Source organism: Bradyrhizobium sp. TM233 (genome assembly GCF_036247965.1).
Lineage (GTDB): Bacteria > Pseudomonadota > Alphaproteobacteria > Rhizobiales > Xanthobacteraceae > Bradyrhizobium > Bradyrhizobium ottawaense.
Genome location: NZ_BTIG01000010.1, coordinates 177,282 through 203,030, shown reverse-complemented (window position 1 = coordinate 203,030; position 25,749 = coordinate 177,282). Strand labels below are relative to the sequence as shown.

Below are 25,749 nucleotides of genomic sequence, written 5' to 3'. Positions count from 1 at the left end.
GTTTTTGATTTGGGGTTTTCATGCAAATGCATTAAATGACCCGTTCGCGGCAGCCTCTTTACGAATCCGCCAATGACAGACGAGGAACACATGTCGACATCAGCGGGCGAACTCGCTCCGGCCTCACGTTCCTCCAGCTGGCGTACCCCCGCCGTCATCATTCTCTGCGGCTGTGCGATCGGCATGCTCGGCTTCGGTCCGCGCTCGGCGCTCGGCTTCTTCGTGCAGCCGATGAGCCACGAATTCTCCTGGGGCCGCGACGTGTTCGGCCTCGCCATCGCCTTTCAGAATTTGCTGTGGGGACTGGGCCAGCCCATCGCCGGCGCGGTCGCCGATCGCTTCGGGCTGTTCCGGGTGATGTGCGTCGGCGCTCTGCTCTATGCCGGCGGCCTCTTGCTGATGCGCTATTCCTCGACGCCGCTGTCGCTCAACATCGGTGCGGGCGTCATGGTCGGTTTTGGTCTTGCCGGCTGCTCGTTCAATCTGGTGCTGTCGGCGTTCACCAAATTGCTGCCCGCCGAGAAGCGCGGCCTCGCGCTCGGCGCCGGCACGGCGGCGGGCTCGTTCGGCCAGTTCCTGTTTGCGCCGATCGGCGTCGCGTTGATCGACAATTTCGGCTGGCAGCAGGCGCTCTCCGTGTTCGGCTTCCTGATGTTGCTGATCATCCCGCTGTCACTGGCGCTCTCGACGCCGCCGGCTGCAACGACGGCCAATGCGACGCCGGCGGATGAGCAGACCTTCACCAGGGCGCTCGCCGAAGCCTTCGGTCACCGCTCCTATGTGCTGCTGGTGCTCGGCTTCTTCACCTGCGGATTCCAGCTCGCCTTCATCACCGTGCATCTGCCGGCCTTCCTGGTCGATCGCGGCATCTCCACGCAAACCGGTGGCTGGGTGATCGCGGCGATCGGCCTGTTCAACATCATCGGCTCGCTCAGCGTCGGCTATCTCCAGAACTCGCTGCCCAAGCGCTACATCCTCTCGACCATCTACTTCACGCGTGCGCTCGCGACACTCGCCTTCATCTCGTTCCCGATCACGCCGTTCTCGGCGATCGCGTTCGGTGCGGTCTCCGGCCTGACCTGGCTGTCGACGGTGCCGCCGACCTCGGCGCTGGTGGCGCTGATGTTCGGCACGCGCTGGCTTGCGACGCTGTACGGCTTTGCCTTCGTCAGCCATCAGGTCGGCGGCTTCCTCGGCGTGTGGCTCGGGGGCATCGTGTTCGAGCGCTTCGGTTCCTACACGCCGATCTGGTGGCTCTCGATCCTGTTCGGGGTGCTCTCGGCGCTGATCAATCTTCCGATCGTGGAGAAACCTGTCGTTCGGGCGGTTGCGCAGCCTGTGTGATCGGCTAAACATTCCCGACAAACAAGTCAGGGAGTTCAGTCGTGGCCACATTCAAGGCGATCCGGATCGACAAGGCGGACAAGGGCACCACCGCCGCGCTGACGCAGTTCGATGAAGCCGAGCTGATGGAGGGCGACGTCACCGTCCGCGTGGAGTGGTCGACGCTGAACTACAAGGACGGCCTCGCGCTGACAGGCAAGGCGCCGGTGGTGCGCCGCTTCCCGATGATCGCCGGCATCGACTTCGCCGGCACCGTCGAGCAATCCTCGCATCCGCAATGGAAGGCCGGCGACAAGGTCGTCTGCACCGGCTGGGGCCTGGGCGAGACCCATCTCGGCGCCTATGCCGAGATGGCACGGGTCAAGGGCGACTGGCTGGTGGCCCTGCCGCAAGGCCTGTCGGCGCGCGATGCCATGGCGATCGGTACCGCCGGCTTCACTGCGATGCTCTCGGTGCTGGCACTGGAGAAGCACGGTCTGTCGCCGAAGAGCGGCCCTGTGGTGGTGACGGGTGCCGCTGGCGGCGTCGGCTCGGTCGCCATCGCCGTGCTCTCCAAGCTCGGCTACCACGTCATCGCTTCGACCGGGCGTGCCTCGGAGGCCGACTATCTGAAGCAGCTGGGGGCAGCCGAAATCATCGACCGCAACGAATTGTCGGCGCCGGGCAAGCCGATTGCAAAGGAGCGCTGGGCAGGGGGCGTCGACAGCGTCGGCTCGACCACACTGGCGAATCTGCTGTCGATGACGAAATACGGCGGGGCAATCGCGGCCTGCGGCCTGGCCGCAGGCTTGGACCTGCCGTCGTCTGTCGCACCTTTCATTTTGCGCGGGGTGTGCCTTCTCGGCATCGATTCCGTGATGTGCCCGATCGAGCCGCGGAAAGCCGCTTGGCAGCGCCTGACGTCGGATCTGGACCGGACGAAACTATCTGAAATCACTCATGAAATTTCTCTCGATCAGGTGCCGGAGTGGGGCGCGAAAATCCTGGCCGGCCAGGTCCGCGGCCGCATCGTGGTAAAAATTGTCTAACGGCGTTCAGACTTTACCAACCAAGCTGCTTCAATGTCGCCATGGTTGGTATGGTAAGCAGCGGGTAAAGAGATAAGGCATCGCCCGCCGCGGGGGTTGGTTCGGAGTTGAGCATGCTTGCGCGTATTGTGTTGGGGGCTGTCACGGCGGCAGCAACGTTTGCGCCGGCCCTTGCCGGAGGCATGAACGCCGACGAGGCGCGCCGCTTCGTGGCGGGCAAGGTGTTTGCCTTCACCTGTTTCGACGGCACCCGCGGCGCGGGCCGCATCCTGGACGATCTCGGTGCCGCCGGCGCGGTGCAGTTCTCCGGCGCGGGCCCGGTCAAGCATCTTCGTCTGCCCGGCAATACGCTCCAGATTCGTGGCCAGAACGTCTGCGCCTCGATCAAGGGCATTCCGTTCGAGCCTTGTTTCAACCTGGAAAAGACCGACGATCGCAGCTTCCGCGGCTCGGTGTCCGGCATGGGCTTCGCCTATTGCGACTTCCATCATCAGGGCGGCAATCAGATGCTGATGGCGCGCGCTGCGGCGCGGCCACGCTCGCTGCACAGGGCAGAGCACACCGGTTCGGTCGGCCCGGCCAACACCGAAGTCGCCGCGCGTGTCGAGACGCCGCGCGTCGAGAGCAGCCGGCTCGAGCCGGTGAAGTCGGAAATCAGGTCGGAGCCCGCCAAGAACGAGGCCCCGCTGGAGCTGCGCCGTTCCACTCAGTGAGACGGCTGCGCGGGACGATCCGCGCACTTTGTCGTTGAAGACGTCCATCGAACGCCAAGCCGCCGCGCCGTAGTCATACGGACGGCGGCTTTCATGCGTTGGTAGCTGTTCGCGCTCCAGTTTGCGGACGGCCGGGGGGCGCGGCCCGATAAAAGGGTTCAACGATGTCGCTGTACTTTTTCCGCATCAGCACCGGTCGCTATTCCGGCGCCGCCGACCAGCCGTACGAGTTCGACGATCGCACCGCTGCCTGGACCGAGATGACCGAGGTCTGCGCCAATCTGCTCGGCGGCATCGCGCGCAGCCTGAAGCCGAACGCCGAGTGGTGCATGGAACTGCTCGACGAGGACAAGAAGCCGGTCTTTCGCATCAGTCTCGTCGGCGAGAGCGTGCGCTGACAATTGCGGACGGTGCGGGCGGTGTTAATGCCGCCAATACGTTCAAATTCGCGAAGTCCATCCCGCTACACGCAAAAGCTGCGAAAAATCAGAGGGTTGGGCGGCCTTTCCAGTATTTCTACCCATAACCGCTTAACGTTAATGAGGAAGCTCGCTGTTAGCTTTCCCGAGTTGTGCACGCGCTCCGTCGCGGCAAATGCGTACCTCCGGGGATACTTCGATGATGTTCATCCAGAACCTGCGAATTGGCACCAAGCTCGCCGTCACCTCCGCGCTGACCATCGGGCTCGTCGCGGTGATGATCCTCCTCCAGACCAGCGGAGGCACCGAGGTTCAGAAGCTCAGCAGTGGAGCGTCCGGACAACAGGCGATCGCGCAGAACGCCGCGGAAGCGAAGGCGTCGGTTCGCGGGATGCAGATCGGCATTCGCGACATTCTGACCTCCGCCTCGCCGGCCGAGATGCAGAAGGCGGTCACCTACTTCAACGACCGGCAGACCGCCGCCACGAAGTTTTCGAGCGAAATGGCGAAGCTTTCGCGCTCGCCGGAGAATCGCAAGCGGATCGATCGCCTGACCGTCCTGATCGGCGAATTCGGCAAAGGCCAGCAGCAGATCGAAGCCATCCGGAAGCAGGAGCTCGCGCTGGAGGGGAAGAAGGACGGCGAAGCGGCGGCGCAGCTCGCCAAGCTCGTGAGCGACGTCGATCGCATTCGCAAGGGGACGCTGGCGCCGATCAACGAAGAGATTTCCGAGCTGGCAAACCAGATCACCGATTTCGCCAAGCAGAGAAGCAGCGAGGCGCGGGCCGAGGCGGAAGCCGAGGCTGCGTCGGTCGCGCGGACGTCACTCGTCACCGGCGTGCTTGTCGCGCTGGTCCTGATCGGCACATGCATCTTCTCCGTCTTCAGCATCGCGCGGCCCATGCGCGCGCTGACGGTGGCGATGGAGAAGCTCGCCGGCGGCGACTTCTCGGTGGTGCTGCCGGGCCTTGGCCGCAGGGACGAAGTCGGCGAGGTCGCTGGTGCCGTCGAAAAATTCAAGATCGTGTCCGAGCAGAAGGCGCGCGAGGAAACGGAAGCCAAGGTGCGGCAGGATCAGATCGCGGCCGAGCAGCGCAAGGCCGAGATGCACAAGCTCGCGGACAATTTCGAGTCGGCGGTCGGCCAGATCGTCGGCACGGTGTCCTCGGCTTCGACCGAGCTCGAGGCATCCGCCACCACGCTGACCTCGACTGCCGAGCGCACGCAGGAGCTCACCGCCATGGTCGCGGCGGCGTCGGAAGAAGCCTCCACCAACGTGCAGTCGGTGGCGTCGGCGACCGAGGAGCTGTCGTCGTCCATCACCGAGATCAGCCGCCAGGTCCAGGAATCCGCGCGCGTCGCAAGCGAGGCGGTCAGCCAGGCCCGCACCACGACCGACCGCGTCGGCGAATTGTCGAAGGCGGCGGCGCGGATCGGCGACGTGGTCGAGCTGATCAACACCATCGCCGGCCAGACCAATCTCCTGGCGCTCAATGCGACCATCGAGGCCGCGCGCGCCGGCGAGGCGGGCCGCGGCTTTGCCGTTGTCGCCTCCGAGGTCAAGGCGCTCGCCGAGCAGACCGCGAAGGCGACCGGCGAGATCGGCCAGCAGATCGCCAGCATCCAGACCGCGACCGAGCATTCGGTCGGCGCCATCAGGGACATCAGCGACACCATCGAGAAGCTGTCGGAGATTTCCTCGACCATCGCGGCTGCCGTCGAAGAGCAAGGCGCGGCGACGCAGGAGATTTCCCGCAACGTGCAGCAGGCGGCGGAGGGCACTCATCAGGTGTCGTCCAACATCACCGACGTGCAGCACGGCGCGAGCGAGACCGGCTCGGCGTCCTCGCAGGTGCTGGCGGCGGCGCAATCGCTGTCCGGCGACAGCAACCGCCTCAAGATCGAGGTCGGCAAATTCCTCGGCACCGTGCGCGCAGCCTGACGGTGGCGTCTTTCGGCGGTTACTGCTCGCAACCATCACGCGTGAATGCGCGGCGGTTGCTCGCGCGCGTATCTCGACGCCGCGACCGATGCGCGCAGGGTTAACCTTCCGGAAAAGCGGCGCAGTCATGATGCCCGCAACATTTGGGGCGCTGAGTCGCCTTTCGCGTATTGCGTCTCAATCGTTGGAGCACTTTCATGAGTGGCATTTCCATTCGCCTCACTCACAAGGTCATGGCGATCGGACTGTTCGGCCTCATTGGGCTCGTCGCCTTCGGCACGATCTACCAGATTGGCAGCCTCTCTCAGGACACGTCCCGCGTCGCTGCTGAAGACGCGCGCAGGCTGTCCGATCTGAACCAGCGGATCTCGCAGCAATTGCTCGAAGCGCGCCGGGCCGAGAAGGATTTCCAGCTCCGTCGCGATCAGTCCTATGCGAAGCGCCATGCCGAACTTGCTTCCGACGTCACCCGCAATCTCGACCGCCTCGGCAGCGCAACGCGGGCGGCAGGATACGCGGCGGTCGGGGAAAAGGCGTCACTGGTCCGCGCCGGGTTCGAGAGATACGTGAACGAATTTGCGGCCGTCGAGCAGGCCGAGGTCAAGCTTGGATTGAACGAAACCCTCGGACTATCGGGCTCGTTGCGCACGGCAGTGCACGACATCGAAACCAAGCTCAAGGAGGTCGACGACCCCAGGCTCACCAGCGGCATGCTGACGATGCGTCGTCACGAGAAGGACTTCATGCTGCGCCGCGACCCGAAATATCTCGACGCCCTGAAGAAGACGGCGGCGGAATTCTCCGGGCAAGTCGAGGCTTCGGTGATTCCGCCGGCCGTCAAGGCGGACATCGGCAAGAGGCTCTCCAAATACCAGGATGACTTCGTGGCGTGGGCAGCCGGCGCGCAGGATCTGGCCGCGCACGGCTCGGCAATGTCCAAGGAATTCCGCACCATCGAGCCCGTCCTCGACGAGATCGAAAAGACCGTCAGTCAGCGATACGACGCGGCGCGGGCCGCGGAAGAGTCGATGCGTGCCTCGATCAAGCTCTGGATGTGGGTCGCGCTCGGATGCTCCATCCTGCTGGTGGGGAGCGTGTCCTTCTTCACCGGCCGCTCGATCTCGACAGCGCTGATCGCCATGGTTCACGCGATGACCGGTTTGGCGAGGGGCGACATGTCCGTGGCAATCCCCGGCGTTGGCCGCAACGATGAGATTGGCGAGATGGCTGGCGCGGTCGAAGTGTTCAGGAGCAACATGGTGGAGGCCGACCGGCTGCGCGCCGAGCAGGCCGAAGCGGACGCGCGTGGGCGCGAGCAGCGCAAGCTCGACATGCACCGGCTCGCCGATACGTTCGAGGGCGCGGTCGGCGAGATCATCGAGACAGTGTCGTCGGCGGCCACCGAGCTCGAGGCGTCGTCGAACACATTGACCCACGCCGCCGAGCGCGGCAACGGGCTTGCCACCGCCGTGGCGGCGGCCTCGGAGGAGGCGTCCGCGAACGTACAGTCGGTGTCGTCAGCGAGCGAGGAATTGACCTCATCGGTCACCGAGATCAGCCGCCAGGTGCAGGAATCGGCGCGTGTCGCCGACGTCGCCGTCGGGCAGGCCCAGCGCACCAATGCGCGCGTCGCCGAGCTGACCAAGGCCGCTTCCCGCATCGGCGACGTCGTCGAGCTGATCAACACCATCGCCGCGCAGACCAACCTCCTGGCGCTCAACGCGACGATCGAGGCGGCGCGGGCAGGCGAAGCCGGCAAGGGCTTTGCGGTGGTCGCGAGCGAAGTGAAGGCGCTTGCCGAGCAGACCGCGAAAGCCACCGGCGAGATCGGTCAGCACATCGGCGCGATCCAGTCCGCGACAGACGAATCCGTCGGCGCGATCAAGGAGATCGGCGACACCATCGCGCGGATGTCGGAGATCTCGTCGACCATCGCTGCCGCGGTGGAGGAACAGGGGGCCGCCACGCAGGAGATCTCCCGCAACATCCAGCACGCCGCGCAAGGTACTTCCGCGGTCTCGTCGAACATCGCCGACGTCCAGCGCGGCTCCGGCGAGACCGGGGCTGCCTCGGCGCAGGTGCATTCGGCCGCGCAGTCGCTGTCGCAGGAGAGCAACCGGCTCAAGAGCGAGGTCGCGCGCTTCCTGGAGTCGGTGCGGGCGGCCTGAGGCGGCCGCCGCCCGGTGAATGTGGCGACGCGTCGTCTTTCGCGCGGCTGCGGAGAAAATAACGCCCGACGAGGCCAGCCCGTAGTTTTACGTAGGCTCCTGTTAACGCCTGCTTGCAATTATGAGGCGCAATCTTACGGGACAAGAACCAGCCAGCATTGTTGAACTGACCTCCGCCCGGTCGTCCTTCGTGACGCCTGCGGCGCGGGTGACGTGCGCGCTGCCAGGGTATCATCGGGATTTGTCGTGATGTCGAAGTTATCGATCGTCTTCAAGCTTCTGACCGTGTTGTCGATTCTCGTTCTCTCGCTCGCCGGTGTCGGCGTAACGGCGATCGGCACCATGCAGAACATCAACGCTCACACGGTCGAAATCGCGGAAAGCTGGCTGCCGAGCGTGCGTGCGCTCGGCTCGATGCGCGCCGACATCAACGAGCTGCGCGTCGCGCTGCGCCTGCACCTGATGCAGGACACCGCGGAGGGCAAGGAGGCGGCCGAGAAGCGCCTGGCCTCGCTGCGGGAGCGCATCGAGAAGACGCGCAAGGTCTACGAGCCCCTGATCACGGCCGCCGAAGAGCGCTCGCTCTACGAGCAATGGACCAGGGCATGGGCCGAATACCTGAATGGCGTGCAGGAGGTGATGGCGCTGTCGCGCAAGAGCGTCGGCCGCTTCCCGGCCGATGCCAACGAAATGCTGCAGACCAAGGTCGCCAAGATGGCCCAGGCTGCCGATCCGCTGCTCCAGAAGGGTATCGAGCTCAACAATCAAGGCGCCGAGACGGAGACCAGGCAGGCGGCCGACAGCTACGCCACCATCTTCCGCGTGCTGGTCGGCATCATCGTCGTTGCCGTCGTGATCGCAATCGGCGCTGCCTATTACCTCGTGCGTGACGTGTCGCGCGGCATTGCTTCGATCATCCGTCCGATGCAGTCGCTCGGCGAGGGTGATCTCTCGGCGGAGGTGCCGCATCGCGGCGAGCGGACCGAAATCGGATCAATGGCGGATGCGCTCCAGATCTTCAAGGAGGCGCTGATCGCCAAGAAGGCGGCCGACGAGGCCGCAGCGGCCGATGCCGAAGCCAAGATCGAGCGCGGCCGCCGCGTCGATGCCATCACCAGCAAGTTCGAAGCCATGATCGGCGAGGTGGTCGGCACCGTCTCCTCGGCCTCGACCGAGCTCGAAGCGTCGGCATCGACGCTGACCAGCACCGCTCAGCGCGGCAAGGAGCTCGCGACCGTGGTTGCGGCGGCCTCCGAGGAGGCCTCCACCAACGTCCAGGCGGTTGCCTCCGCGTCGGAAGAGCTGTCGTCCTCCATCACCGAGATCAGCCGTCGCGTGCAGGATTCGGCGCGGATGGCGGCGGAAGCCGTCGAGCAGGCGGCGCGCACCAACGAACGCGTCAACGCGCTGTCGCAGGCGGCCTCCCGCATCGGCGACGTCGTCGAGCTCATCAACACCATCGCGGGCCAGACCAACCTCCTGGCGCTGAATGCGACCATCGAAGCGGCGCGCGCCGGCGAAGCCGGCCGCGGCTTTGCCGTCGTCGCCTCCGAAGTCAAGGCGCTGGCCGAGCAGACCGCGAAGGCCACCGGCGAGATTGGTGCGCAGGTGTCGGGCATCCAGTCCGCGACGCAGGAATCCGTGAGTGCGATCCAGGAGATCGGCGGCACCATCGAGCGGTTGTCCGAAGTGTCCGCGGCGATTGCCGCCGCCGTCGAGGAGCAGGGTGCAGCCACGCAGGAGATCTCGCGCAACGTCCAGCAGGCCTCGGTCGGCACGCAGGAGGTTTCGGCGAACATCACCGACGTGCAGCGCGGTGCGATCGAGACGGGCGAGGCCTCGGTCGAGGTGCTATCGGCCGCGAAATCGCTGGCAACGGACAGCACCCGCCTGAAGGTCGAGGTCGCCCAGTTCCTGGAATCGGTCCGCGCGGCCTGATCTTCAGGAGCATGATCCGGAAAAGCGTGAAGCGGTTTTCCGAAAAGATCATGCTCAAATAATTCAGCCGCTCGTCTGCGGAGCCGGCGGCGGTGCGACCTGCCGCCGGAACAGGATGCGCTGGTACAGCCAGCCGATCGCGACCAGCACGACGCCAAGGCACATGAACGACAGCGCGCGGTAGACGCCTGTCAGCGTCGACATGTCGATGACGAACGCCTTCAAAATCGTCAGCGCGATGACGGCAGCCGAGGCCAGCCGTGCGCGCTCCGAGTTGACGAGAATGCCGACGCCGAGCAGCACCACGCCGAAGGCGAGCCAGCCGATCGAATAGGTGTATTGCTCGGCGCCCGTCGTCTCGCCGGTGGAGAGGATCGGGCCGTGATAGAAGCGGCGGATCTCCAGCGTGACATAGGCAAGCGCGAACACCAGCGCGCCGCCCGCAATGGTGTTGGCGTAGACCTTGCCACGCTCGCCGACCACCGCATAAGAGAGTAACAGCATCAGCACCGCCGGCAACGCATAGCCGAGCAGCAGCAGGTTGAACACGGCGCCGCCGACGTCGATGCGCCAGATCAGCGGGTTCTCCAGGATCAGGAGGCCGAACACGCTGATGAGACCGCCGATCGCCGTCAGCACGACCGCGCCGACATTGTGCACGATGCTGCGGCTGCGCAGCCGCAGGCGCTCCAGCCCGATCGCCATCGCCAGCGTGATGCAGACCTGCAGCGCGAATTCGAGCAGCGATGGCGGCGAGATCATATCGCCGCCGGTTGCAAAGTGCCGGATCTCCATGAAGGCAAGCAGTGCGGTGAACAGGATCGCGGCGGTCTCGACCATGCGCAGCGGCGGATCGTCGGCGCGGCGGCGCAGGAAGACGCTCGCGGCCCAGAACGAGGCGGCCGGCAGGCCATAGCCCCAGAGCAGCCAGTTGAAGATCGGCGTGGTTCCGACGGCGTCGCCGACGATGCGCGGATCATAGCCAATGCGCGCGGTGACGATGCCGGCGAAGATGGCGGCGAGCCAGCGCAGGAACGGGATCGGCCGCTGCATCGAGATCCAGGCGGTGCCGAGCGACATCAGAGCCAGCGCGATCGTCAGCCAGCCCTTCTCCAGCGCGAAGGTCAGCGCCAGCGCCAGCGCGCCGAGCGTGCCGGTCGCGAACAGGGCTGTGGAGACGGCGACGCCCGGCCGGGTTTCGCGGCGCGTGAGCGCTTCGGTCGCGGCGCCAAAGGCGGCGGCGAGCAGCACCGCGAGGATCGCAAACGGGATCGAGCGGTCGAGATGGGCGATGCGCGCATAGAGTGCGATGAGGATCGCGATGGGCGTCGCGACGGCCGTCGCCGACCACACGACCGGAATGATGGCCGAGTTCGAGCGACCCTGCGCGAGGAAGCCGGCAACGCCGAAGCCGATGGCGAAGATCGCGGCCATCACCAGATGCAGCGTCACCGAGCTTTCGGTCGCGGTCGGCCCGATACCGGACATTGCGCCGCCCGGCAGCACCAGCATGTCGGGATTGGCGCGCACCGCCCATTCGGCGAACACGATGAAGACGGCCGCTGCCGCCGCTCCGAGCGCGCCGGTGGCCGCCGGCGCGCGCCAGGCGACGAGAAGCGTCGCGCCGACGAGAAGCGTGAACGCGATCAGCGCCAGATCCGCATGTGCGCTCGACAGCACGATCAGCATTGCGCCGAACAGGTAGGCGCCGAGCGAGCTCGACGAGACCGGCTCGATCTCGCCGTCCTCGATGCTGGGGCCGAACATGAAGCCGCAGACCACGAGCAGCGCGGCGAGCACGAAGCCTGCGATGGCGTGGAAAGCGTGCGGCGCGACCTGCAACTCTTCGGTATCCAGACCCGGGAAGATCCAGAGCACGGCAAAGGCGATCGTCGTGACCGCGAGCCAGCGCCACAGCCGGATGCGCGCGAGGCCGAAGCTCGCGGCAGTGACGACCGCAAGATAGATGTAGAGTGCCCAATAGTCCGGCTTGCCACTGGAGACGAGGAGCGGCGTCACGAAGGCGCCGACCACGCCGAGGCCGGCGAGCGCCGGTCCGTGCAGCAGCGCGGCGGCGAGCGTGCCCATCGCCACGATGCCGAGCAGCACGAAGGCGGTGGCGGGCACGAGGAAGCCGTAGAGCGCGTAGGCGGCATAGATGGTCGCGAACGCCACTGCCGTACCCGCGGCGGTGAGGATCGCCGGGATGTTGGCGATCGGCAGCGCCTGGATGTTGGAAATGCTCTCCTTGCGCCGCGACCACTCGCCGGCCCCGAGCAGCGCAGCTGCGAACAGGCCGCCCAGGAACACGCGCACGCCGGGGCCGAGGAGGCCGGCTTCGATCGAATAACGCACCATGAAGAAGCCGCCGAGCGCGAGCGCAAGGCCGCCGATCCACACCACCCAGCGGGTGCCGAGCTGCTCCTCGAAGCCGGGCGCGGCGGCCGGCACCGGAGGCGGTGCGGCAGCCGCGGGGCTCGCTTCGAGCGGCGGCGGTGAAAGCTCTTCGGTGACGAGTGGAGGCGGAGCCACTTCGGCTTCAGGCGCAAGCGGCGGCGGCTCGGCGGCCGTCGCCGCGGGCGCGGGCGCCGGCTCCTGCACGGGCATGAGCGGCGGCGGCTGCACCTGCCGTTGCGCGTAGAACATCTCTTCGAGCGAATTCAGTCGCCGGCGCAGCTCGGCCGCCTGGCTGGAGGCCTTGATCGCGATCAGGAAGGCGGCGATCGCAATGATCCACGCAAAGACGTCAAACGGGCCGTCGAACATAAAGCCTCCAGGCGACCGGCGGGCAGGGGCCGGTCACGTAGTATGTCGGGTTAGCGCCGGGAGCGCACGCGCAAGCCCGGCGCGGGCCGCTCCTGGAGCACATCGCGCCGGAAGCGATAGAGCGCCGCCGGCCGTCCGCCCGTCTGTGTCGACATCACCCCGGTCGGTTCGACCAGGGCTTCCATTTCGACCAGGCGGCGGAAATTCTGCTTGTGCAGGTGCCGGCCGGAGATCGCCTCGACCGTATGCTGCAGTTCGGTAAGTGTGAATTCAGGCGGCAAAAGTTCAAAGACGACAGGACGATACTTCAGTTTTGCCCGCAGTCGCGCGATCGCCGTGGCGAGAATCCGGCGGTGATCGAACTGCATCGAGGTCCCGAGCGGGGGAAGCGTCTTGCGCGCTAATGCCGCAGGGCGGCCGTCGCGCCGCGCTTCCTCGACCAGCCCGGCCTCGTACAGGAGCTCGTAGCGGTCGAGCACGCGCTCCTCGTCCCAGGCCGCTCCGTCGAGGCCGAAATAGAACCGCACGCGATCCTTGCGCGGCAGCGCGCGAATCGCCTCAGGCGTCTCTTCGGCGGCCCATTCGGTCAGCGCCGGGATGATGTCGCGGGCGATGATCGCAGGCGGCTCCTCGCGCCGGTCTTCCCAGGGGAAGAAGCGATACCACGGCGCGAAGCTCGCCGCGTTGGCCGCAAGCTCGCCGTCGACCGCGCGCGTCAATGCGAGATAGCCGATCGACACCATGTGCGCGCCGGTGTCGCCGGCCTCGGCATGGCGGCCGCGATCGCCGAAGGTGTAGAGCTGCTCGACATAGCCGAGCCGCAAGCCCGCCTGTTGCTCGACCCAGGCGCGCAGGCCGATGTCGAAGGTGCGGTGCGCGAGCGCGTCGAACGGGCCGAACGGCAGGCCGGCAAGCCCGTCACTGCCGCGCGCGGTGAGGATCAGCGGCTCATGCCCCTCGATCGCGACGATTGCCGCGGTCAGGCCGATCTCGATCGGCGTCAGCAGCTTATCGCTCATGCGATGACGATCGCGGGCGTTGCGAAAAGGATATCTTCGTTGGTGGAGCAAATCTTGCCAAGAACTCGCTGCACCTCTCCCGCAAGCGGGAGAGGGAGCGCACCTCTATTGTGGCGCGTTCTCATTCGAGCTCGATCACGAAGGGACGGCCTTCGACCATCATCGCGCCCGGGCCGATCTCGTCGAGCGCGCGCAGCATGCGGCCATTGCGTCCCAAGGCACGGTCGGCAAGGCCCACGATGCGCCGGTTCGGCGAGGCGATCGGCGAGGCCGTGCGAATCTTCCTGGCGATCTCGAGCTCGTCGCGGTTCGGATTGAGTGCGCAGACCGCCGCGAACGCGCTCGCGGTGGAGCGGCTGATGCCGGCATAGCAATGCACCACCAGCGGCGCAGCTCGGTCCCAGCCGCGCACGAAGTTCAGCACCTGATCGATATGCGTCTCGGACGGTGCGGTAAAACCATCCATCTCCTCGGTGATGTCGTCCATCGAGACCTTGAGATGGTTGGCGGGCAGCACGGACACCGGCCGTGCCACCTGCTCGACATTGGCCATCACGGTCAGCACGTGGCTGGCCCCGGTAAGGCGGACGGTTTCGGGAAGTGCGGCGAGGGAACAGACGTGGATCATGGCGGACCTTTTTGCCGCGATTATAGCCGGTGCCGTAGGGTGGGCAAAGCGACATGTCCGCGGTAGCTCGAAGAGCGAAGGCGGAAGCGTGCCCACCACCTTTGTCGCAAACGCGAAAGGACGTGGGCACGGCGCAAGCGCGCCTTTGCCCACCCTGCGGCACCTACGCAAACACCGCGCCAAACCGCTCTAGAAACTGCTTCTCGGCTCGCGCCGCCGTCCACGGCGTCAGATAGTCGCGCCGGACGCTGTCGGAGAGGCCGGGATCCTTGCCGAACAGGCGCCGCGCTTCGCTCTCGCTGAAGCCGGCAAGCTCGGTCGCTTCCAGATAGGCCGCGCCCCGATCGGCGGCCTTGATCGCCAGCGTGACCTCCTCCGGCAGCACCGGCGGCAGGCCGAAGCGGATGTGGATGGCGCCGAGCAGGCGTTTCTCCACCGCCTTGTAGTGGCCGTCGAGCACCGCCTTGAACGGCGAGATCATGTCGCCGATGACATATTCGGGCGCATCGTGCAGCAGGGCTGCAAGCCGGATGCGTTGGTCGACACGCGGCATCTCGTGCCGCAGCACCGTCTCCACCAGCAGCGTGTGCTGCGCGACCGAGAAGATGTGCGCGCCAACGGTCTGCCCGTTCCAGCGCGCGACGCGCGCCAGCCCATGTGCGATGTCGGCGATCTCGACGTCGAGCGGGGAGGGATCGAGCAGATCGAGCCGCCGGCCCGACAGCATGCGCTGCCAGGCGCGGGACGCCACGTCGCGTGCAGTCTTCTTGGCCGTCATTTGACCTTGAGGCGCGGCTTGCGCTGCGTCTTGCTGCAGCTGGCGTGACAGTGACAGTCGACGAGGTGGTCGTTGACCATGCCCGTCGCCTGCATGAAGGCATAGACGATAGTCGGGCCGACGAACTTGAAGCCGCGCGAGGACAGCTCCTTCGAGATCTGCACCGACAGCGGCGTCGAGGCCGGCACGCTCGCGGTGGTCTTGAAATGATTGACGAGCGGCTTTCCGCCCATGAAGTCCCACAGCAGCTGCGAGAAGCCCGGGCCCCTCTCCATGATGTCCAGATACGATTTCGCGCTCGCGATCGTGCCGTCGATCTTGGCGCGGTTGCGCACGATGCCGGCATCGTTCATCAGCGCGTGGACCTTCTTGGCATTGTAGCGCGCGATCTTCTCCGGCTGGAAATCGTCGAAGGCTTTGCGGAAATTGTCGCGCTTGCGCAGGATCGTGATCCAGGACAGGCCGGCCTGGAAACCGTCGAGGATCAGCTTCTCGTACAGCGCGCGGTCGTCATACTCCGGCACGCCCCATTCGGTGTCGTGATAGGCAACGTAAAACGGGTCATCGCCCGGCCAGGGGCAGCGGGTCTTTCCGTCGGGATGCAGGCGGGGGGCTCGGCTCATGCGGTGGGCTGCTTTGCAGGAATACGGACGACGTCAGGTTCTGCCAGCTTCAAGGCGAGGCCGCCTGCGGTGAGCGGCTGGCCGGCATCGAGCGCGTCGGCGACACGGTCGATGCGCACCAGGGCAATGCCCTTGCCGCCGGATGTCGAGCCGATGGTGCCGACCGGCTTGTCGCCGGCGAGAATGGTCGCGCCCGCCTCGGGGGAGGGGCCGTCGAGCAGCACCTTCACGCTGCGGGTGCGGGCGGTGCCGCGATGCTGCATGCGCGAGACGACCTCCTGGCCGACATAGCAGCCCTTGTCGAAATCGACGCCGGCAAGGCGGTCCATGTTGGTCTCGTGCGGGAACGCATCGCTGTACATGAAATCGAGCCCACCGCGCGGCACGCCGAGCGCGATGCGGTGCGCCTCGTAGTCGGCCGCATCGACCAGCTCGGCGCCGATGAGGTCGGACAGCTTCTGCTTGAGATCTTCGGGGATCAGGACGCGGGTGCCGAGAGCTTCGTTGCGCGGGTCGGTGAAGGCGAGGTCCGGCTGCGCCGCAGGCTGGCCGTCCCAGGCCGCGAGCACGCCGAGATCGAGGTTTTCCACCGTGACCTTGGCGCGCAGCTTGTAGAATTTCAGCTTGGTGGCGAGACTTTCGGCGAGCGCCTTCGGGCAGTCGATCAGGAACCCGCCGCCGTGACCCGCAGGCACCTCGGTGATCAGGAAATCCACGATGATCTTGCCCTGCGGCGTCAGCAGCGCGCCGAATCGCCCCAGGCCCGGCTTCAGTCTGTCGACGTCGGTCGTGACCAGGCCGTTGAGGAAGTTGCGCGCATCCTCGCCCGCGACCTTGACCACGCCCCGGTCGGGAAGAAACGCTGATTTCATGCGAAAATCTCTTGCGACATGTTGCTCCGGAACGTAAGCCCGCGAGGCATAAACGACAAGACCTCGAGCCCTGCGCTTGGGGATGAGAAGGGCCTTCAGCCATGACCCAGCGTTTCGATGTGATCCTCAAGGGCGGCACCGTCGTCAACCAGGACGGCGAGAATGTTCGCGATATCGGCATCACGGGCGGCCGCATCGCCGAGCTGGGCCCGCTGTCGCAGAGCTCCGCCGCGGAGGTCATCGACTGCAAGGGCCTGCATATCCTGCCCGGCGTGATGGACACGCAGGTGCATTTCCGCGAGCCCGGGCTGGAGCAGAAGGAAGACCTCGAGACCGGTTCGCGCAGCGCCGTGATGGGTGGCGTCACCGCCGTGTTCGAGATGCCGAACACCTCGCCGCTCACCGTGACCGAGGCCACCTTCACCGACAAGGTGAAGCGCGCCCATCATCGCATGCATTGCGATTTCGCCTTCTTCATCGGCGGCACCCGCGAGAACGTGCAGGATCTGCCGGTGCTCGAACGCGCGCCGGGCTGCGCCGGCGTCAAGGTGTTCATCGGCTCCTCGACCGGTGCGCTGCTGGTGGAGGACGATGAAAGCCTGCGCCGCATCTTCCAGGTGATCAGCCGCCGCGCGGCCTTCCATGCCGAGGACGAATACCGCCTCAACGACCGCAAGTCGCATCGCATCGAAGGCGACCCGCGCTCGCATCCGGTCTGGCGCGACGAGACTGCGGCGCTGATGGCGACGCAGCGCCTCGTCAAGCTTGCGCACGAGACCGGCAAGCGCATCCACGTGCTGCACATCTCGACCAAGGAAGAGATCGAGTTTTTGCGCGATCACAAGGACGTCGCTTCCTGCGAAGCGACGCCGCACCACCTCACGCTCGCTGCGCCCGAATGCTACGAGCGGCTCGGCACGCTGGCGCAGATGAACCCGCCGGTGCGCGGTGCCGATCACCGCGCCGGCATCTGGCGCGGCATCGAGCAGGGCATCATCGACGTGCTCGGCTCCGACCACGCCCCGCATACGCTGGAAGAGAAGCAGAAGACATATCCGGCCTCGCCCTCCGGTATGACCGGCGTGCAGACGCTGGTGCCGCTCATGCTCGACCACGTCAATGCCGGCCGGCTGTCGCTGGCGCGCTTCGTCGATCTCACCAGCGCCGGCCCCGCGCGCCTCTACAACATGGCCTGCAAGGGCCGCATCGCCGCCGGCTACGATGCCGATTTCACCATCGTCGACTTGAAGCGCAGCGAGACCATCACCAACGAATGGGTGGCGTCCAAGGCCGGCTGGACCCCCTATGACGGGTTGCGCGTCACGGGCTGGCCCGTCGGCACCTTCATCCGCGGCCGCCGCGTGATGTGGCAGGGCGAGCTGGTGACGCCCGCGCAAGGCGAAGCGGTGCGGTTTCTGGAAACGCTGAAGCCGTAGGAGTAGGTCAAGCCTCTCCCTCCGCTGTCATGCCCCGGCTTGACCGGGGCATCCAGTACTCCGCGGCGATAGTTGGCTGATACGGCTGCTGCCTCTGGAATACTGGGTTGCCCGCCTTCGCGGGCAATGACAGTGTGCCACGACGCACAAGCTCAAATTGGGAGAGGTCCAATGTCCCAGCCAGCCGCTCTCATATCGACCGAGCAGCTCGCCGCCATCCTGGGCGAGTCCAGCCTGCGCCTCTACGACTGCACGACTTACAACGAGCCGGTGCCGCCGGGCAGTGACGTACCCTATCGCGCAGTCCCCGGCGACAAGACGTTCGAAGCCGGCCACATTCCGGGCGCCGACTTCCTCGATCTGCAAGGCGAGTTCTCCGACACCTCCGCGCAACAATTCTTCATGATGCCCGATGTCGCCCAATTGGAGGCCGCCTTCGGCCGCCACGGCCTCGATGCAAGCAAGACCATCGTGCTCTACAGCATCGGGACGATGATGTGGGCGACGCGGTTCTGGTGGATGCTGCGCTCGCTCGGCGTCGATGCCCATGTGCTCGACGGCGGTTTCGACAAATGGAAGGAAGAGGGGCGGCCGATTGAGACAGGCGCGCCGAGGGGATATCCGGCCACCACCTTCAAGGCCGCGCCGCGCGCCGGTTTCTTCGTCGACAAGACGACCGTGAAGGCGCGGATCGGCGATCCCTCGACGGTCATTGTCAACGCGCTCGGGCCGCAGTTTCATCGCGGCCTCGAGCCGAGCCGCTACGGCCGGCCCGGCCGCGTTCCCGGCAGCGTCAACGTATCGGCCGCAACGCTCGTGAACGCCGACAAGACGTTGACCAGCCTGGCGGACGCCGAAGCGAAATTCGCGGCCCACGGTGTCACGCGCGACAAGAACGTAATTCTCTATTGCGGCGGCGGCATCTCGGCGACCATCGACCTGTTCCTGCTGACGCAGCTCGGCTACGACAGACTGACGCTCTATGACGCCTCGATGGGCGAATGGGCGAGGGATCCGGCGCTGCCGATCGAGACGGATTAGGCTCGAGAAAAGTCTGGAACCTTTTCCCCCGGCCGGCATCCAATGTCTGGAACCAATGGAGACAGGGTGCCCGCCATGCCAGGGACCGCAGCCGGCCTGCCCGCCGGCGTCAGGACATCAGAATCCGAGCTGATCGAGCGCGCGCGGCGCCGTGACGAGGCTGCGCTCCGCGAGATCATGCAGGCCAACAACCGCAGGCTCTATCGGCTCGCCCGCGGCATCTTGCGCAGCGACAGCGAGGCCGAGGACGTGGTGCAGGAAACCTACGTCCGCGCCTTCACACATCTCGACGGTTTTCTGGGTGAAGCCGCGCTGTCGACCTGGTTGTCGCGCATTGCGATCAACGAGGCGCTCGGACGCTTGCGCAGTCGGAAGCCGCAGGTCGAGCTGGGATCGGTGCCGGAGGCAACGCTGGAAGCACAGATCATCCAGTTTCCCCTTTCGTCCGCCGCAACCGATCCGGAAAAATCCATGGCCCAACGCGAGATCCAGCACGTCGTCGAACACGCGGTCGATGAATTGCCCGACGTCTACCGCACGGTCTTCATCGCGCGGGTGATGGAGGCCATGAGCATGGAGGAGACGGCCGGGCTGCTCGGCATCAAGCCGGAGACCGTCAAGACGCGGCTGCACCGTGCGCGCACCCTGCTGCGCGAGAACGTCGAGAAGAAGATCGGCCCCGTCGTGATGGACGCGTTTCCGTTCGCCGGACAGCGCTGCGAGCGCCTGACCGAGGCGGTGCTCAGGCGCCTCGGCGTCGGGGCGTAATTTTTCGGGAACGTTTGCTCGAAAGTCGCATCCAATCCCTGTGAAGCAACGCGCCGGCCAACGTCCGGCACCACAGGAGTATCGAGCCATGTTCACCCGACGGAGCGCGGCGATCGCCGCGGCAATTCTGTTGTCTGGCCCCGCGCTGCTGCAAAGCGCCGGCGCAGCCGACAAGCCCACCGATCCCCAGATCGCTCACATCGCCTACACCGCCGGCGTGATCGACATCAACGCCGCCAAGCAGGCGCAGAAGAAGGCACAGAACAAGGACGTCAAGGCGTTTGCCGAGGACATGCTGCGCGACCACGAGGCGGTCAACAAGCAGGCGCTCGCGCTGGTCAAGAAGCTGAACGTCACCCCTGAAGACAACGACACCAGCAAGGCACTGTCGAAGCAGGCGAGCGACAAGCTGGCCGAGCTCGACAAGCTCAGCGGCGCCGCCTTCGACAAGGCCTATGTCGCCAACGAGGTCGCCTACCACAAGGCGGTCAACGGCGCGCTGGAGACCCAGCTGATTCCGTCCGCCAACAATGCCGAGCTGAAGAGCCTGCTGCAAACCGGCCTGAAGATCTTCCAGGGCCATCAGCAGCACGCCGAGCACGTCGCGGCCGAGCTGAAATAGGGGAGGCAATGATGCCGGAGCGACTGGCTTCGATCGCCATAGCATTTGTCCTTGCGGCGATGGTCGCCCCGGCGCGCGCCGCGACCATCGAGATCACGATGGAGAACCTCGAGATATCTCCGGCCGATGTGTCGGCCAAGGTCGGCGACACCATCAATTGGATCAACAAGGACGTCTTCGCCCACACGGCCACGGCGAAGAATGGCGATTTCGACGTGACATTGCCGCCGAAGAAATCGGCGACATCGGTTCTGAAGAAGGCCGGAGTGATCGACTATTACTGCCGCTATCATCCCAACATGAAAGCGACGCTCAAGGTCGAGCCGTGAGGGGAGGGAGGTTCCTGATCGCCGCGGGAATATCTCCCGGCCACCGCGAGACTAATGCTTATCCGCGGTAAGCCACTTCCGTGCGATAAACGCAGCAGACTTCGCGAAGGCTTTCGCCAAATCCGTTCGCAAAGTCATTCATCCGTTGACTGGCCCCGCCCGCGTGGCGGGGTCATTTTCGTGACGAGGGATTACTGCCTTGCGAGCGTGACCGAGAACTCGCCGTTGCGGATGCGGCCCGGAAAGCCCTCGACGAATTTGGCGACCGCGTCCTCGCCGTAGGTGCCGACGAGCTCGGCGAAGGCCGCAAACAGACTCGCCTGCGCCAGGCAGTCGCCGTCGACGCCCTCATGGCGCGCTTCGGCCCAGGCCTCGTTGAGATAACTCAGTGCGGCCTGCTTCTGCTCGTGATCGGGCAGCGGCGCGCGGTCGGGGGCGTAGGAAATCGGCTGGCTCATGAAACTCGATCGGGGCTGGGGCGCGATCCACGGCGATGCGCTGTGCGAGAGGTGTAGCACGCGCATTAACGACCGCTAGGCCACATCTTTAGGAACGGTTAACGGCTGTGTACAAAGTCGATGACAGGGTTCCCGTCGTGCCCTCAGGTCGAGCCGCGCTGTCATTCCGGGGCGCGCGTAGCGCGAGCCCGGAATCCATCGGGCCGCAGAGGCGGCGGATGAATGGATTCCGGGCTCTCGACTTCGTCGAGCCCCGGAATGACAGCTAGTTCGCGTAGCGCGCCGTCAGATCCCGCGAGATCTTCGAGCCTTCCTCGATATAGCGGCGGATCGCCACCGTCGCGGCCGGCGTGCAGCTGCGATAGGTCTGCTGGAAGCCGTTATAGCCGCGGTTGAAGCCAGCGATCATGCGGGTGCGGCGCTCCCCGGAGGGGGTTTCGGCATCGATCAGCGCCTGCATCTCGTTGCGCCATTTGTTGCCCTCGTTGGACCCGCAGATGCCGCGCAGATAGTGCAGCCCGCCGAGGATCTCCGCCAGCCGCTGCAAATCGGCGTCGAACGGCGCCGCCACGTCCTGGGCCCTCGTGGGCACGGAGGCGCAGGCGAGAATCAGGGCAAAAATGGCCAGAAATCGCGTCGACATCGGCCGGGTGTATGCCTTCTCCGATGCGGAGAAGCAAGGCACGGAAGCTGCCGCGCAGTCGGTGCGCTCCCTCGACGGTTGGGAGTGCAGCGGAGGTCGGGGCTAGTTTTAAGCTCCAATCAGCCGCGCGGCGGACTGGATGACTTCCTCCAGTCCTCCGGTCAGCTTGAGGTCTCCGAGGCCCGCCAGAGCGTCGGGGGCGATCCAGCGGTAGTCGTCGAGCTCGTCGTTCAGGACCGGCTCCCGGGCCACCCAGCGGGCGGCAAACGACATGATCAGATAATGGCCGGCGCCGGGCGCGGCCGGCAGCACTTCGCGCCAGCCGGCAAGGCCGACGATCGCGATGTCGAGCCCGGTCTCCTCGTCGACCTCGCGGCTCAGGGCCTGATGCAGCGATTCGCCGAATTCGACCCGGCCGCCGGGCAGCGAATAAAAGCCCTTGGCGGGCGAACGGGCACGGCGGGTCAGCAGCGCCTTGCCGTCGCGGAAAATGGCGGCGCTGACGGCGAGCTGGGGATGGGTGGGCTGGACGACCGCAACCACAGCTCAGTTCGCCATGATGGTGTCGACGTCGGCTTCCGCCCCGCCATTGATGATGCCGCCGCAGGCGGCGATCAGCGGCTTGACCCAGAGCGTGGCCTGCTCGGCGAGGCGGACGCGGGTCGTGTCCTTTTCGACCTCGCGCATGGCCGAGCCGACCGCAGACAGGATCGAGGTCATGGTATCGGTGATGTGGTCGAACTGGGCGCGCACGTTGGGGTTGGCCTTCTCATAGGCCTCGATGGCCAGGTCCCGCGCCTTGAAGTTCGATGCCGTGAAATGCTCGGCGTAGGACAGCGGCGACCAGGTCAAAAAATCTTCCGCGCATTCCGGCATGTCCGGAACCATTTCCAGCAGCATCACGGCTTCATTGAAATGGTTGAGATAGTCGGTGGCAAGCCCGGTCCGCGGGTTGATATTGGCCACGCGCAGCCGTTCGGCCCAGTCGGCGGCCTCGGGGCCCGTCTGTGCTTGCGTCCGCGCGGGTTGGGAGGCCGTTGAGCTCATCTGCCGCAGTGTTAACGTTCGGGGTTAAAAGGACCTGAACGGACCCTATATAGACATTCTGGGATGTGTGGACGCTTCGTCATAACTTCGGCCCCCGCGGCTTTGCGGCAACTGTTTGGCTACATCGAGCAGCCGAATTTCCCGCCCCGGTACAATGTGGCCCCGACACAACCGATTCCGGTCGTCCTGGCCGAGAACGGCGCGCGGCATTTTCGCCTGATGCGCTGGGGCCTGTTGCCAGGCTGGGTCAAGGACCCCAAGGGCTTTACGCTCCTGATCAATGCGCGCTCCGAGACGGTGCTGGAGAAGCCCGCCTTCAAACGCGCGATTCGCCGGCGGCGCGGCCTGATCCCGGCCGATGGCTATTACGAATGGAAGGTGGCGGACGGCCGCAAGCAGCCCTTCTTCATCCACCGCGCCGACGGTGCGCCGCTCGGCTTCGCTGCATTGTTCGAGACCTGGGCGGGGCCGAACGGTGAGGAGCTCGACACGGTCGCGATCGTCACGACCGCGGCGGGCGAGGATCTCGCCGCACTGCATGACCGCGTGCCCGTCACCATCAGCCCGCGCGATTTCGAGCGCTGGCTCGACATCAGGGGCGACGAGGTCGATGCGATCCTGCCGCTGATGACGGCGCCGCGCATCGGCGAATTCGCCTGGCACCCGGTCTCGACCCGCGTCAACCGCGTCGCCAATGATGACGATCAGTTGCTGCTGCCGATCAGCGCGGAGGAGATGGCGGCGGAAGCAGAGGCGGCGAAGCCGAAGAAGGCGGCGCGGAAGGCGGCGGCGTCATCTGATGACGGGCAGGGGTCGTTGTTTTAGCCACCCTACGGCAGCGGAGTCTTAAACAATCTCCCGTGCCCGCAGCCCCGCGATCTCCGCCGCATCAAACCCCAGCTCGCCCAGCACGGCATCGGTATCGGCGCCGAGCTCCGGCGCCATCCGGTCCAGCCTGCCGCCGCCATGGGCGAGCTGGAAGCCGCTGCCGGCAAAGCGCAGGTGTCCGTAGGGCGTATCCAGCTGCTGGATCGCGCCGCGCGCCTTGATTTGCGGATGGTCGATCACCTCCTCGACCTTCCAAATGCTGGCGCAGGGCGCGCCGGCGTCCTCCAGAATGGTCTCCCATTCGCGCGCCGGTTTTGCCGCCAGCGCCGCTTCGATGATGGCACGCAGCGCGGGCTCGTTCTCGTTGCGGGAAAACCAGTCGGCAAAGCGCGGGTCGCTCAGCGTGTCCTCGCGGCCGAGCGCAGCCATCAGCGCGCGGTACTGCTTCTCATTGTTGACGGCGAGCAGGATGTGGCCGTCGCCGCACTTGAACAAATTCGCCGTGGTCCTGCGGCTCACCGCCTGATTGCCCGAGAGCTGTTGGCGATGGCCGGCAACCGACCAGTCCGCGATCTGTCCCGACAGAAACGCCATCGTCGCCTCCAGCATGGAGACATCGACGAACTGCCCCTTGCCGGTGCGGTCGCGCTGATATAGCGCGCTCGACACGCCGAACGCGGCGGTGGCGCCCGACAGCACGTCGCACACCGCAAAGCCCGCGCGCGTCGGCCCCGTCTCGGGATGGCCGGTGATGGCCATGATGCCCGACAGCGCCTGCATCTTGCCGTCATAACCAGGCCGCAGGCGATCCGGGCCGGTCTGGCCGAAGCCGGACACCGCGCAATAGATCAGTTTTGGATTGATCGCGGACAGCGCTTCATAGCCGATGCCGAGCTTGTCCATCACGCCGGGGCGGAAATTCTCCATGACGACGTCGACGGTCGCTGCGAGCTTCTTCACGATCGCGATCGCCTCCGGCTTCTGCAGATCGAGCGTCAGGCTGCGCTTGTTGCCGTTGACGGCCTGGAACGCCGGCGCGAGGCCGCGGTCGGCCCATTCTCGTGAGAGTGGCGTGCGACGCATGTCCTCGCCCTCGCGCCGCTCGACCTTGACGACATCGGCTCCCAGCAGCGCGAGCTGGTAGCTCGCATAGGGGCCGGCCAGCACTTGCGTGAAATCCAGGATCTTCACGCCCTCGAACGGTCGCGTCACGTCGCTCTCCCCATTGTTATCGTTATCGGAGGACGTCAGGCGGCGCGGTTGCCGCGCGCGATCTCCTTCTGCTTGTCGAATTCGGCGCGGCGGCGCGCCAGCTCTTCCGGCGAAAGCTGCGCGACGTTGTTGTAGTCGAGCTTCCAGGAGGCATCTTCGCTCCAGCGCAGCGGCGATTGCATCGTGGTTTGCGGGCCGCTCGCGCTCTCCAGCAGCTTGAGCGCCAGCTCGAGCGTCTGCGCCTGCGAGGCGACGTCGTGTGGCTTGCCGGCGGAATTGCCGAGCGGGAAGTCGGAGAACAGGAAGCGCGGCACGGCGGCGTGCTCGATGATGTCCTTGGCGCAGCCCATGATCACGGTCGGGATGCCGTTTTGCTCGAGATGCCGCGCCACCAGCGCCGTGGTCTGGTGGCAGACCGGGCAGTTCGGCACCAGCACCGCGACGTCAACCTTGTCCGCAAGGCAGCGTGCCAGGATGTCCGGTGCATCCGTGTCGAGCGTGACGCGATGGCTGCGGTTGGTCGGGGCGCCGAAGAAGCGCGGCGCGACCTCGCCGATGCGGCCGGCGGCGGACGCCTTCAGGAGCTGCGGCAGCGGAAACCAGGTGCCGTTATCGGTCGCCGAGGTGTGCTTGCGGTCGTAGCCGATATGCGAGATGCGCAGATCGTGCTCTTTCGACGTGTCGCCGTCATAGACCTGGTAGAACTTGGCGCCGCCATTATACGCCGCGCCCGGTCCCTGGTCGCCCTTGCTGGGATCGTACGGCGCAGCGGTCGTGATGATGGTCACCCGCGACTTTGCCAGCGGCTTCTTCAGCGGCTGGAACGGCGCTTCGGTGTAATGCGCCCAGCGATACGCGGTGGTGTAGCCGATCGCCGCGTAATAATCGCGGGTGCGCTGCATGTAGGGGACGGGGGAATCATAGTCGGGCGCAAAGCCGAATTCGTCGTCGCGCGAAGCGGACATGGGCGCGTCTCCTGGTTCTTGGTTGAGGCCAGACTAGAGGTAGTTTTCGGGTTGCTCAACGGGGAGAGCGGCGGCGCAGGTCAGAATTGCGTTGGCGCAAGGGCGCGCCGCGCGCCCGGTGCGCTCCCTTCGCCCTGTTTGTGGGAGAGGTGAAGAAAGCAT

Annotated in this window: 25 protein-coding genes; 13 read left to right on the top strand and 12 right to left on the bottom strand. The window is 65.8% G+C overall.

Going from position 1 to position 25,749, the window contains the following annotated elements:
* The first annotated feature begins 90 nt into the window (after positions 1-90).
* The 7 genes from AABA86_RS22785 (at position 91) to AABA86_RS22755 (ending at position 9,552) form a co-directional block, all read left to right on the top strand.
* On the top strand, positions 91-1,344 hold the full coding sequence (locus AABA86_RS22785) for an MFS transporter (RefSeq protein ID WP_212249338.1): 1,254 nt from the start codon (positions 91-93) through the stop codon (positions 1,342-1,344).
* 41 nt (positions 1,345-1,385) lie between these two features.
* A complete protein-coding gene (acuI, locus tag AABA86_RS22780; protein WP_338308502.1) occupies positions 1,386-2,372 on the top strand; it encodes an acrylyl-CoA reductase (NADPH) in 987 nt (328 codons plus the stop codon).
* Between the two features lie 113 nt (positions 2,373-2,485).
* The gene (locus AABA86_RS22775) at positions 2,486-3,085 is read left to right on the top strand and encodes a hypothetical protein (protein ID WP_338308501.1); all 600 of its coding nucleotides are present in this window, start codon (positions 2,486-2,488) and stop codon (positions 3,083-3,085) included.
* A gap of 164 nt (positions 3,086-3,249) precedes the next feature.
* Positions 3,250-3,483 (top strand): DUF6894 family protein, encoded by a 234-nt coding sequence (locus AABA86_RS22770; protein ID WP_338308500.1) that lies wholly within the window; start codon positions 3,250-3,252, stop codon positions 3,481-3,483.
* Positions 3,484-3,703: 220 nt separating this feature from the next.
* Positions 3,704-5,446: a methyl-accepting chemotaxis protein gene (locus AABA86_RS22765; protein WP_338308499.1), complete on the top strand. Its 1,743-nt coding sequence runs from the start codon at positions 3,704-3,706 to the stop codon at positions 5,444-5,446.
* A gap of 197 nt (positions 5,447-5,643) precedes the next feature.
* On the top strand, positions 5,644-7,614 hold the full coding sequence (locus AABA86_RS22760; RefSeq protein WP_338308498.1) for a methyl-accepting chemotaxis protein: 1,971 nt from the start codon (positions 5,644-5,646) through the stop codon (positions 7,612-7,614).
* A gap of 249 nt (positions 7,615-7,863) precedes the next feature.
* Positions 7,864-9,552, top strand: a complete 1,689-nt coding sequence (locus AABA86_RS22755) for a methyl-accepting chemotaxis protein (protein ID WP_338308497.1) — start codon at positions 7,864-7,866, stop codon at positions 9,550-9,552.
* Positions 9,553-9,615: 63 nt separating this feature from the next.
* Here AABA86_RS22755 and AABA86_RS22750 read toward each other — a convergent pair whose 3' ends face one another.
* From AABA86_RS22750 to ygfZ, 6 genes are all read right to left on the bottom strand, one after another.
* On the bottom strand, positions 9,616-12,318 hold the full coding sequence (locus tag AABA86_RS22750; RefSeq protein ID WP_338308496.1) for a DUF2339 domain-containing protein: 2,703 nt from the start codon (positions 12,316-12,318) through the stop codon (positions 9,616-9,618).
* 50 nt (positions 12,319-12,368) lie between these two features.
* On the bottom strand, positions 12,369-13,337 hold the full coding sequence (locus AABA86_RS22745; protein ID WP_212249346.1) for an NUDIX hydrolase: 969 nt from the start codon (positions 13,335-13,337) through the stop codon (positions 12,369-12,371).
* Between the two features lie 121 nt (positions 13,338-13,458).
* Complete coding sequence (locus AABA86_RS22740; RefSeq protein ID WP_212249347.1) at positions 13,459-13,965, bottom strand: tyrosine phosphatase family protein; 507 nt, start codon at positions 13,963-13,965, stop codon at positions 13,459-13,461.
* Positions 13,966-14,128: 163 nt separating this feature from the next.
* On the bottom strand, positions 14,129-14,743 hold the full coding sequence (locus AABA86_RS22735; protein ID WP_212249348.1) for a YfbR-like 5'-deoxynucleotidase: 615 nt from the start codon (positions 14,741-14,743) through the stop codon (positions 14,129-14,131).
* Positions 14,740-15,366 (bottom strand): DNA-3-methyladenine glycosylase I, encoded by a 627-nt coding sequence (locus tag AABA86_RS22730; protein ID WP_212249349.1) that lies wholly within the window; start codon positions 15,364-15,366, stop codon positions 14,740-14,742. Before AABA86_RS22730 ends, AABA86_RS22735 begins: the two co-directional genes overlap by 4 nt.
* Positions 15,363-16,238: a CAF17-like 4Fe-4S cluster assembly/insertion protein YgfZ gene (gene ygfZ, locus AABA86_RS22725; RefSeq protein ID WP_338308495.1), complete on the bottom strand. Its 876-nt coding sequence runs from the start codon at positions 16,236-16,238 to the stop codon at positions 15,363-15,365. Before ygfZ ends, AABA86_RS22730 begins: the two co-directional genes overlap by 4 nt.
* A gap of 101 nt (positions 16,239-16,339) precedes the next feature.
* Between ygfZ and AABA86_RS22720 the strand changes: the two genes are divergently transcribed.
* The 5 genes from AABA86_RS22720 (at position 16,340) to AABA86_RS22700 (ending at position 20,434) form a co-directional block, all read left to right on the top strand.
* Positions 16,340-17,674, top strand: coding sequence for a dihydroorotase (locus AABA86_RS22720; protein ID WP_338308494.1), 1,335 nt, complete (start codon positions 16,340-16,342; stop codon positions 17,672-17,674).
* Between the two features lie 171 nt (positions 17,675-17,845).
* Entirely contained in the window at positions 17,846-18,715 is an 870-nt protein-coding gene (locus AABA86_RS22715) for a sulfurtransferase (protein WP_338308493.1), read from the top strand.
* A gap of 75 nt (positions 18,716-18,790) precedes the next feature.
* On the top strand, positions 18,791-19,483 hold the full coding sequence (locus tag AABA86_RS22710; RefSeq protein WP_338308492.1) for an RNA polymerase sigma factor: 693 nt from the start codon (positions 18,791-18,793) through the stop codon (positions 19,481-19,483).
* Positions 19,484-19,571: 88 nt separating this feature from the next.
* Positions 19,572-20,105, top strand: coding sequence for a DUF4142 domain-containing protein (locus AABA86_RS22705; protein WP_212249354.1), 534 nt, complete (start codon positions 19,572-19,574; stop codon positions 20,103-20,105).
* Positions 20,106-20,113: 8 nt separating this feature from the next.
* Positions 20,114-20,434 (top strand): cupredoxin domain-containing protein, encoded by a 321-nt coding sequence (locus AABA86_RS22700; RefSeq protein WP_212249355.1) that lies wholly within the window; start codon positions 20,114-20,116, stop codon positions 20,432-20,434.
* Positions 20,435-20,625: 191 nt separating this feature from the next.
* On the opposite strand, the gene AABA86_RS22695 is transcribed toward AABA86_RS22700, so the two are convergent.
* The 4 genes from AABA86_RS22695 to AABA86_RS22680 all read right to left on the bottom strand — a co-directional run bounded on the left by AABA86_RS22695 (position 20,626) and on the right by AABA86_RS22680 (position 22,582).
* Positions 20,626-20,892, bottom strand: a complete 267-nt coding sequence (locus AABA86_RS22695) for a hypothetical protein (protein ID WP_018323382.1) — start codon at positions 20,890-20,892, stop codon at positions 20,626-20,628.
* Between the two features lie 265 nt (positions 20,893-21,157).
* Positions 21,158-21,535 carry a TIGR02301 family protein gene (locus AABA86_RS22690; protein WP_014497304.1) on the bottom strand — a complete coding sequence of 126 codons (378 nt, stop codon included), beginning with the start codon at positions 21,533-21,535 and terminating at the stop codon, positions 21,158-21,160.
* Between the two features lie 108 nt (positions 21,536-21,643).
* Positions 21,644-22,078: an NUDIX hydrolase gene (locus tag AABA86_RS22685; protein WP_338308491.1), complete on the bottom strand. Its 435-nt coding sequence runs from the start codon at positions 22,076-22,078 to the stop codon at positions 21,644-21,646.
* A 3-nt stretch (positions 22,079-22,081) separates the two neighbouring features.
* Complete coding sequence (locus AABA86_RS22680) at positions 22,082-22,582, bottom strand: hypothetical protein (protein ID WP_212249357.1); 501 nt, start codon at positions 22,580-22,582, stop codon at positions 22,082-22,084.
* Between the two features lie 63 nt (positions 22,583-22,645).
* On the opposite strand from AABA86_RS22680, the gene AABA86_RS22675 reads away from it, so the two are divergent.
* Positions 22,646-23,407: an SOS response-associated peptidase gene (locus AABA86_RS22675; RefSeq protein WP_338308490.1), complete on the top strand. Its 762-nt coding sequence runs from the start codon at positions 22,646-22,648 to the stop codon at positions 23,405-23,407.
* 21 nt (positions 23,408-23,428) lie between these two features.
* On the opposite strand, the gene AABA86_RS22670 is transcribed toward AABA86_RS22675, so the two are convergent.
* The gene (locus tag AABA86_RS22670) at positions 23,429-24,622 is read right to left on the bottom strand and encodes a CaiB/BaiF CoA transferase family protein (protein WP_338308489.1); all 1,194 of its coding nucleotides are present in this window, start codon (positions 24,620-24,622) and stop codon (positions 23,429-23,431) included.
* A 35-nt stretch (positions 24,623-24,657) separates the two neighbouring features.
* Positions 24,658-25,587 carry a glycine reductase gene (locus AABA86_RS22665; RefSeq protein ID WP_338308488.1) on the bottom strand — a complete coding sequence of 310 codons (930 nt, stop codon included), beginning with the start codon at positions 25,585-25,587 and terminating at the stop codon, positions 24,658-24,660.
* Positions 25,588-25,749 lie beyond the last annotated feature (162 nt).